Source organism: Lutimonas sp. (assembly GCF_051011215.1).
In the GTDB taxonomy this organism is placed as follows: domain Bacteria; phylum Bacteroidota; class Bacteroidia; order Flavobacteriales; family Flavobacteriaceae; genus Lutimonas.
Genome location: NZ_JBPCUJ010000029.1, coordinates 22,154 through 31,040, shown reverse-complemented (window position 1 = coordinate 31,040; position 8,887 = coordinate 22,154). Strand labels below are relative to the sequence as shown.

General features: G+C 39.3%; 3 protein-coding genes. All 3 read left to right on the top strand.

Annotation, left to right across the window (positions count from 1 at the left end; all coding sequences use genetic code 11):
* Positions 1-28 precede the first annotated feature (28 nt).
* The 3 genes from ACR2MV_RS03360 (at position 29) to ACR2MV_RS03350 (ending at position 8,627) form a co-directional block, all read left to right on the top strand.
* Positions 29-5,992, top strand: a complete 5,964-nt coding sequence (locus ACR2MV_RS03360) for a gliding motility-associated C-terminal domain-containing protein (protein WP_434020486.1) — start codon at positions 29-31, stop codon at positions 5,990-5,992.
* Positions 5,993-6,055: 63 nt separating this feature from the next.
* On the top strand, positions 6,056-6,985 hold the full coding sequence (locus ACR2MV_RS03355; RefSeq protein WP_434020485.1) for a PorP/SprF family type IX secretion system membrane protein: 930 nt from the start codon (positions 6,056-6,058) through the stop codon (positions 6,983-6,985).
* Positions 6,986-7,025: 40 nt separating this feature from the next.
* Positions 7,026-8,627 carry an OmpA family protein gene (locus ACR2MV_RS03350; RefSeq protein ID WP_434020484.1) on the top strand — a complete coding sequence of 534 codons (1,602 nt, stop codon included), beginning with the start codon at positions 7,026-7,028 and terminating at the stop codon, positions 8,625-8,627.
* Positions 8,628-8,887 lie beyond the last annotated feature (260 nt).

The following is an 8,887-nucleotide window of genomic DNA, read 5'->3' as shown; positions in this document are numbered from 1 at the left end:
TGTACAGGATACGGGAGTACCAGCACCGGTGGTTACGAACTTACCTGATGTAACAGGAGAGTGTAGTGTAACAGTGGCAACTGTTCCAACAGCAACAGATGGTTGTGCAGGAGTTATCATTAATGGTACAACTTCCGACCCAACGACTTATACAGCAATAGGAACATATACAATTACCTGGACGTATACAGGATCTAATACAAATATAACTACGCAGACGCAGACAGTAATCGTTACAGATACAACGGCGCCAGTTGCAGACAATGCAACATTGGCTGATGTGATTGCACAATGTGAGGTAACAGTTTTAACTGCGCCAACGGCTACAGATAACTGTGGTGGATTAGTAACAGTTACTAATGATGCTGTTTTGCCAATTTCTGGAAGCACATTGGTTACTTGGACCTATACAGATGCACAGGGTAATACAAGCACTCAGACGCAGAATATAGTTATTAATGATACAACAGCACCAGTTGCAGATACAGCTACTTTAGCTGATGTTATTGCACAGTGTGAGGTAACAGCTTTAACTGCGCCTACTGCTACAGATAACTGTGGTGGTGCGGTAACAGTTACTAGTGATGCTGCTTTACCTATCAATACACAAGGAACAACAGTAGTTACTTGGACCTATGAAGATGCACAGGGTAATGCAAGTACTCAGGCTCAGAATGTAGTTATTACAGATACAACTGCGCCATTAGCAGATACTGCTACTTTGGCTGATGTAATTGCACAGTGTGAGGTAACAGCTTTAACAGCACCAACAGCTACAGATAACTGTGGTGGATTGGTAACAATTACAAATGATGCTGTATTACCAATCACAGCTCAGGGAACAACAGTAGTTACCTGGACCTATGAAGATGCACAGGGTAATTCAAGTACGCAGGCGCAAAATGTGATTATCGATTACTTAGATGCACCTGTTAGTGCAGGAGATCAGGTAATATGTGAGGGTGATGTTATTCCTACATTGGTTGTTTCGGTGAATGCAGGTGAAACAGTTGATTGGTACGATGCTGCCATTGGAGGAAACTTAGTATTATCTGATAATACAGATTATACACCATCAACAGCAGGAACCTATTATGCAGAAACAAGAAGCGAAACAAGTGTATGTGTTAGTCCAAGCAGAACGGCAGTTATTCTAACAGAGAATGCATTACCAACTATTGATAACGTTGTTGCAAACGACCCAACTTTAATTTCCTGTCCTGCCTTGGATAATGGAAGTATCGTGATCACAGCAACAGGATCAAATTTAGAATATAGTATAGACAACGGAACTAGTTTCCAGTCGTCAAACACTTTCTCAGGCTTGGTTGATGGAAATTATGAGGTAGTTGTGAGAGATGCAATCTCTACATGTTCTATTGCATATGGAACTACTTTAACATTAACAGCACCTAATTGTGTAGCTGAGATAGTTGTTAGCATTACACAAGACAGTGGACCATCTAGTGCGAATGCCATTGGACAGGATTTAGGCTATACCGTGGTTATAGAAAATTCAGGAACACTTGATGTTAACGGTCTTAATATTGTAAACACACAACCAGATGGTACTTTAGGAACATTGGTTGGGCCAATTGGAGACGCAGGAACTCCGGGAGTAATTGACATAGGAGAAACGTGGACGTATACTGTGGTTTATACGACGAGTCTGGTTGATTTCCAAAATGGTATTGATTTAGTGAATGCTATTTCAGTTACTTCGGTTGAAATTTTAACACCGGAAGTGGATGAGGCAGTAACAGAATTGATCGTATCAGATCTTAGTTTGACCAAAACGATTGACAATGCAAATCCAGTTGTTGGAACAGATATTGTTTTCACAATAGTTGTGGCTAATGATGGTAAAAGTGATGTAACAGGAGTACAAGTGACGGATCTGTTACCTTCTGGATATACATATGTAGGCGATGATGCAGCTGGAGATTATAATTCTGTAACTGGAATTTGGAATGCTGGTTCTATTTTGAATGGAGCAAACACAAGTTTAAATATTACCGCGACAGTTAATGCTGCGGGTGACTATACGAATGTTGCAGAAATTACAGCTTCTGACAATTTAGATTCAGATTCATTTGTAAACAATGGGGATATTTCTGAAGATGATCAGGATGATGCAGACACAACACCGCAGGCGTCTTCTGACCTTAGTTTGACGAAAGTTGTAGACAATGCTTCACCAAATGTAGGAGCTGATGTAACCTTTACGATTACTGTGGCTAATAATGGTCCTAGTGATGCGACAGGAATTCAAGTAGTTGATATGTTGCCAACTGGTTATGCATATGTAAGCGATGATGCAGCTGGAGCTTATGTTTCCGGAACGGGAGTTTGGACAGTAGGAAATGTGAATAATGCTTCAAGTGCGACCTTAACTATTGTAGCTACCGTGAATGTGACCGGAGACTATAATAATATAGCCGAAATCACGGCTGCCGATAATATTGATAATGATTCAACACCTGGAAATGGTGATATAACTGAAGATGATATGGACAATGCTGTTATTGTACCGAATCCTGTTTCAGACATAGAATTGACTTTAGATGTAGACAATGCAAGTCCTTTAGTTGGAGACAATGTAGTATTTACTGTTACAATAACTAATAATGGACCAAGCGTTGCCACCGGAATTGAAATTACGGATGTATTACCATCAGGTTATACCTATGTGAGTGACGATGTTGCGGGTAATTATGTTTCAGCTTCTGGATTATGGACTGTAGGGTCAATCAATGCAGCTGGGAACAGTGTACTTAATATAACAGCGACTGTAAATGCCACAGGAGATTATAACAATATTGCTGAAGTTACAGCATCAGTTAATCTGGACCCTGATTCTACGCCTAATAATGGTGATTTGACAGAGGATGACATGGATGAAATAACAACGACACCAATTGCTGTGTCAGATATTTCTTTGACTAAAACCGTTGACAATGCTACTCCATTTGTTGCCAGTAATGTAGTGTTTACGATTGTTGTAGACAACCAAGGACCAAGTGAAGCGACAGGTATTATCGTTACGGATATATTAACCGATGGATATACCTATGTGAGTGATGATAGTTCAAATGCGTATGATGCATTAACAGGAATTTGGAATGTGGGAACAATCGCGGCTGGAGCATCCGGTACGATCAATATTACTGCAACAGTGAATGTGTCCGGTGATTACAGTAATACTGCTGAAGTGACAAGTGCTGATAATCTGGATCCTGATTCCACGCCGAATAACGGTGATGTGACTGAGGATGATATGGATAATGTGATTACCAACCCAATACCGGTATCAGATATGGAAATTAATATGACTGTTGATACGATGACACCCTATGTAGGAGGAGAAGTTGTATTTACCATTGAAGTGTCTAATATAGGTCCTAGTCCTGCAACAGGAATAGAGGTAATTGACTTATTGCCAAGCGGATATGCTTATGTGAGTGATGATTCGGGAAATTATTCAGATGCAACAGGGATCTGGACTGCCGGAGATATAGCAGCTGGTGCCATGAGTACAATCAATATAACAGCTTCTGTGAATCCAACTGGAAATTATACAAATATCGCTGAAGTTTTTGCAGCTGATAATGTGGATCCTGATTCAACTCCGAACAATGGTATTGCAGGTGAAGATGATCAGTTCGAGATCACAACAACTCCAATTCCGGTGGCTGATGTGAGTTTAGTGAAGACTGTGAATGATATGAATCCAACAACAGGTGATACAGTGACCTTTACACTTTCAATCACTAATGATGGGCCTAGCACGGCAACAGGTGTTGCAGTTGAAGAAATTGTGCCTGACGGATTTGGAAATATTAGTCCAATTAGTGCAGGATCATCACTAAATGGTTCAACAATTGGATGGAGCGGATTAACGATTAGCAGTGGGGCAACAGTAGTACTTGAGTATAGTGCTGAAGTGTTGACTACTGGGACCTATATCAATCAGGCAGAAATCATTGCTTCTGATGTGATCGATTTTGATAGTGAGCCAAGTGTAAGCTTCGATACTGATGATTATGCTGATGGTGAGGCTGATGATGATGAGAGTATTATAGATGATATGGTGATTAATTTCTTGCCGACTGCTGTTGATGATGATGTAATTGTAGTAGAGAATACGATTGAGAATGGCATTATGGTGCTTATCGACAACGGAAACGGAGCGGATGATTTTGGTGGTGACGGTCCAGGAACTGTACCGGTTGTTATTGCTACCACGCCGTCCAATGGAGTGGCTACTGTAAATGATAATGGAAGTCCGGACAATCCAACGGATGACTATATTATGTATACACCAAATACTGACTTTGTAGGATTTGATTCATTCACATATACTATTGAGGATGGTCAGGGGTTGATCGGCTCTGTGAATGGTGATAGATCAACTGCAACAGTGACTATTGAGGTTCTTGTTGACACGGATGGAGATATGGTTGGAGATATCTATGATATTGACGATGATAATGATGGTATCCTTGATACTGCAGAAGGAAATAATGATTCAGATGGAGATAGCTATGCAGATAGTCTTGATCTTGATTCAGATAATGATGGTCTTCCGGATAATGTGGAGGCACAGGAAACGGCTTCTTACCTTGCTCCTTCAGGAATTGATACTGACAGAAACGGTTTAGATGACGCGTATGAAACTACGGCAGGGTCTGGTGAGGGCTTAGTAGCCTTTGATAATGACGGAGACGCTATAGCTGATTACCTTGATTCAGATTCCGATAATGATAATGTGCCTGATAGTTTAGAAGGACATGATGCAGATCATGACAGTCTTCCAGATGCGTATCCTTTAGGAAGTGATGCCGATGAAGACGGATTGGATGATGGTTACGAAGGAAGTGATATTAATGATGGTTTTGATGCCAATGATGAAATTGACGATCCGTCTACATTACCAAATGCCGATAACGATGCTCTTCCAGATTATAGAGATATGGATGACGATAATGATGGCATTGCTACCATCGATGAAGATCTTGATGGCGATAATGACCCAACAACTGATGACACAGATGGTGATATCGTAAGAAACTACCTGGATGTGGATGATGATAATGATGGAATCCTTACAAGAATTGAAGGAGATAATGATGAAGACAGAGATGGTTTTGCTGATTATCTTGATCTGGACGCTGATGCTGATGGTATTCCTGATAATATTGAGGGACAAACTACTGAAGCGTATATCTTACCAAGTTTTGCAGATGCGGACGGAAATGGATTAGATGATGCTTATGAAAGCTCTCCAGGAAGTGGGAATGGTATCTCAATTGTAGATACAGACAATGATGGCGACGCTGACTACATTGATGAAGATTCCGATAACGACAACGTTCCTGATAGTATTGAAGGACATGATTTTAATCACGATGGAGTCGCCGATATTGAGGCTTCCAGCAGTGATCAGGACCAGGATGGATTGGATGATGCCTTCGAAGGATCAGAAATAAATGACGGATTTATTCCTAACGATGAAATAATTGACCCACTTTTGGAGTTACCTAATACAGATAGTGAAGATGATGTCGATTATAGAGATCAGGATGATGACAATGATGGCATAGATACCATTGATGAAGATGACAATGAAGATGGTGATCCGACGAATGATGATTGTGATGAAGATTTGACACCAAACTACCTGGATGGTACACCATGTAATATCGTGCCAAACGGTTTTTCACCAAATGGTGATGGTAAGAATGACACTTTGGTAATCCCGGCGCTGTCTACTTATATGGACTTTGAAATGCAGGTATTCAACCGTCAAGGAAACTTGGTCTACGAATACAAGCGCGGAGGAGCCTTGAGCCCAGAGTGGTGGGATGGAAGATCGTCTGGTCAGTTGAATTTAGGTGATGACGTATTGCCGGCAGGAACCTATTTCTATCTGATTAAGTTTAATCGAGATGATAGAAAACCTGAATCAGGATGGGTTTACTTAAATAAATAATAAAAGATACAAACAGGACAGGTAGCTGTGAAGCTACCTGTCAAAAAAAAATAGAATTCCCCAATGAAGAATGTAAAAATATATATCGTATTTGCCCTGTTGCTCAGTCTGACCGAGATGTTCGGACAGCAGGATCCACAGTATACACAATATATGTATAATATGAATGTGGTGAATCCGGCTTATGCAGGGTCGAGAGGAACACTTAGTTTAGGACTTTTAGGACGTAGCCAGTGGACCAATGTTAATGGTGCACCTCAAACCATGACTTTTGATGCGCATGCACCGGTGGGTAAGAAGGTTGGAATGGGGCTATCTGTTATAGCGGATGAAATAGGCCCGGCCAAGGAGCAGAATATTTATGCAGATTTCTCTTATACTGTTTCTACATCTTCTGAAGGAAGACTGGCTTTTGGTTTAAAAGGGGGTGTTACTTTATTAAATGTAAATCTTCTCGATGTGGTGCTGCCTCAAACATCTACCGGAGATGATCCGTTGTTTGATGAGAATATTAATGATGCTTTTCCAAATATAGGTGCCGGTGTTTACTATTATACAGGAAAGTTTTATGCAGGGTTTTCTGTACCAAACATTTTGAAATCAGAGCATTTAGATAAAGATAATATTAACACCAAAGCTTCCGAGGAAGTTCATTACTTTTTGACTTCCGGATATGTATTTGATTTATCGAGTACCCTGAAGTTAAAGCCTTCCTTTATGTTAAAGGGTGTGGCAGGAGCGCCTATATCATTTGATATTAATGCGAACTTTTTAATGTATGACAGATTTGAATTAGGAGCCAGTTACAGATGGCAGGACGCCGTAAGTATATTATTTAATTTTGGAGTCACCCGTTCTTTTAGAGTGGGATATGCTTATGATTATACAATCTCAGAATTTTCAAATTCAAATACAGGCGGGTCTCATGAGATCATGCTGCTATATGATATAGATTTCACTAAAAAGAACTTAAAATCACCTAGATTTTTCTAGATGTTAAATATTTAATTAAATTTACCCAAAATTCCCCGATATGATTAAAAAAATTACTTTACTGTGTTTAATGTTCAGCATGTTATATGTTAGCGGGCAAACTACGCCTGGTGTGTATACCATAAAGAATCTGGATATCAACACCAAGGAGTCTGATTTCGGAACTGCCTTTTTAGGAAAAGACAGAGTTATTTTTGCCGCACCGACTACCAACACCATGATTATTAAAAAGACATGGAAGGAGAACGGACAACAATTTTTAGATCTTTATACGGGTCTGATTACTGATGACAGACAATTGATCGATAAGAAAAGAATGCCTGGAGATGTGAACACAAAATATCACGAAGCAGGTGTTGCAGTCTCAAAGGACCTTAAGACCATTTATTACACTGCCAATAATTTTTATGAAAAGCAATACCTGACAGATTCGTCAGGGGTAAATAATCTTCAAATGTTCAGGGCCTCTCTGGATATTGACGGAAAATGGACAGAAAAAGAAAAGCTACCATTCAATCATGTGGAGTATTCTATTGGGCATCCAGCCTTGAACCATGATGATACTAAGCTTTATTTTGTGTCTGATATGCCCGGAGGATACGGACAAGCAGATATTTATGTAGTAGATATTAATGAAGATGGTTCCTTTGGACAACCAAGAAACCTTGGTCCAAGAATTAACACGGAAGGAAGAGAAATGTTTCCTTATATCGGAAAAGATAATATCCTATATTTCTCATCAGACGGACATTCTGGGTATGGGAAATTAGACATTTTTGCCAGTAAAATATTTGATAATACTGTATCTGTTCCTTTGAGCTTGGAAGCGCCTGTAAATAGTGTTGAAGATGATTTTGCATTTATCATTGACGATGAAAAAGACAGAGGATTCTTTTCTTCAAACAGAGATGAAGGAAAAGGAGATGATGATATTTACTCATTTTTGGCTGATCCGGGATTACATATTCACTGTGGGCAGGCCATCATGGTTAATGTGAAATCAGAGGATACTGGAGAGCCTGTAGCAGGAGCAACCATTGAGTTGCGAAATGAAAGTGGTGAGGTGATGGAAACGGTAACTGCCGGTGCCGATGGAACCTATACTTTTGCAGAAACATTATGTGACATGCCTTATGTCGTTTTCGCAACCAATAAAGGATTTTTAAATGCAGAGAAAGCTGTGCGAACAGCCAACGATATAGATCAGGAAGCACTGATTGTCAATTTAAATTTACCGGCACAGTTTGTTTCTAACAAAGTCAATATCAATACGATATACTTTGACTTCAATAAATTCAATATCCGTAAGGATGCAGCGAAAGAGCTGGATAAAGTAGTTCAGGTGATGAATGAATACCCTGAGTTATTAATCGAAGCAGGATCGCATACAGACTCACGTGGTAAAGATAAATACAATATGAGACTATCAGAAAAACGAGCGAAAGCTACGGTTGATTATATAGTTTCTAAAGGTATTGACGCCTCAAGAATAACGTACCAAGGTTATGGAGAAACTCAGTTGGTAAACAACTGTTCCAATGGTCAGAAATGCTCAGAAGCAGAGCATCAATTGAACAGAAGAACAGAGTTTAATATCAATAATGAGAGTGGTTTCGAACTGGTACCAACTCCCCAGGAATAATGTTTAAAACCTTGTTAACATTTGCTTAAGAAAAAAGAATGTGCTAAAAGTGATATGTAACAAATTTTTATATATTTGCTTATACGGTTTAGAATGTGGGAAAACTATTCAAAAATAAAAACGAATCTTATAAAATTAAAAGCTTGATTTTATACTAATTATCGACTCACTTTGTTTTTTTGACAAAGTGAGTTTTTGACGTATAAACCTTGCTTGATAAAAAATAATGAAATATTCATTGGAATGTTTCGTGTTTAAAA

What these genes read in the sequence shown, in the direction of transcription:
- ACR2MV_RS03355 (WP_434020485.1), top strand. Translation starts at nt 6,056, where the DNA reads ATGAAGAATGTAAAAATATATATCGTATTTGCCCTGTTGCTCAGTCTG.
- ACR2MV_RS03350 (WP_434020484.1), top strand. Translation starts at nt 7,026, where the DNA reads ATGATTAAAAAAATTACTTTACTGTGTTTAATGTTCAGCATGTTATAT.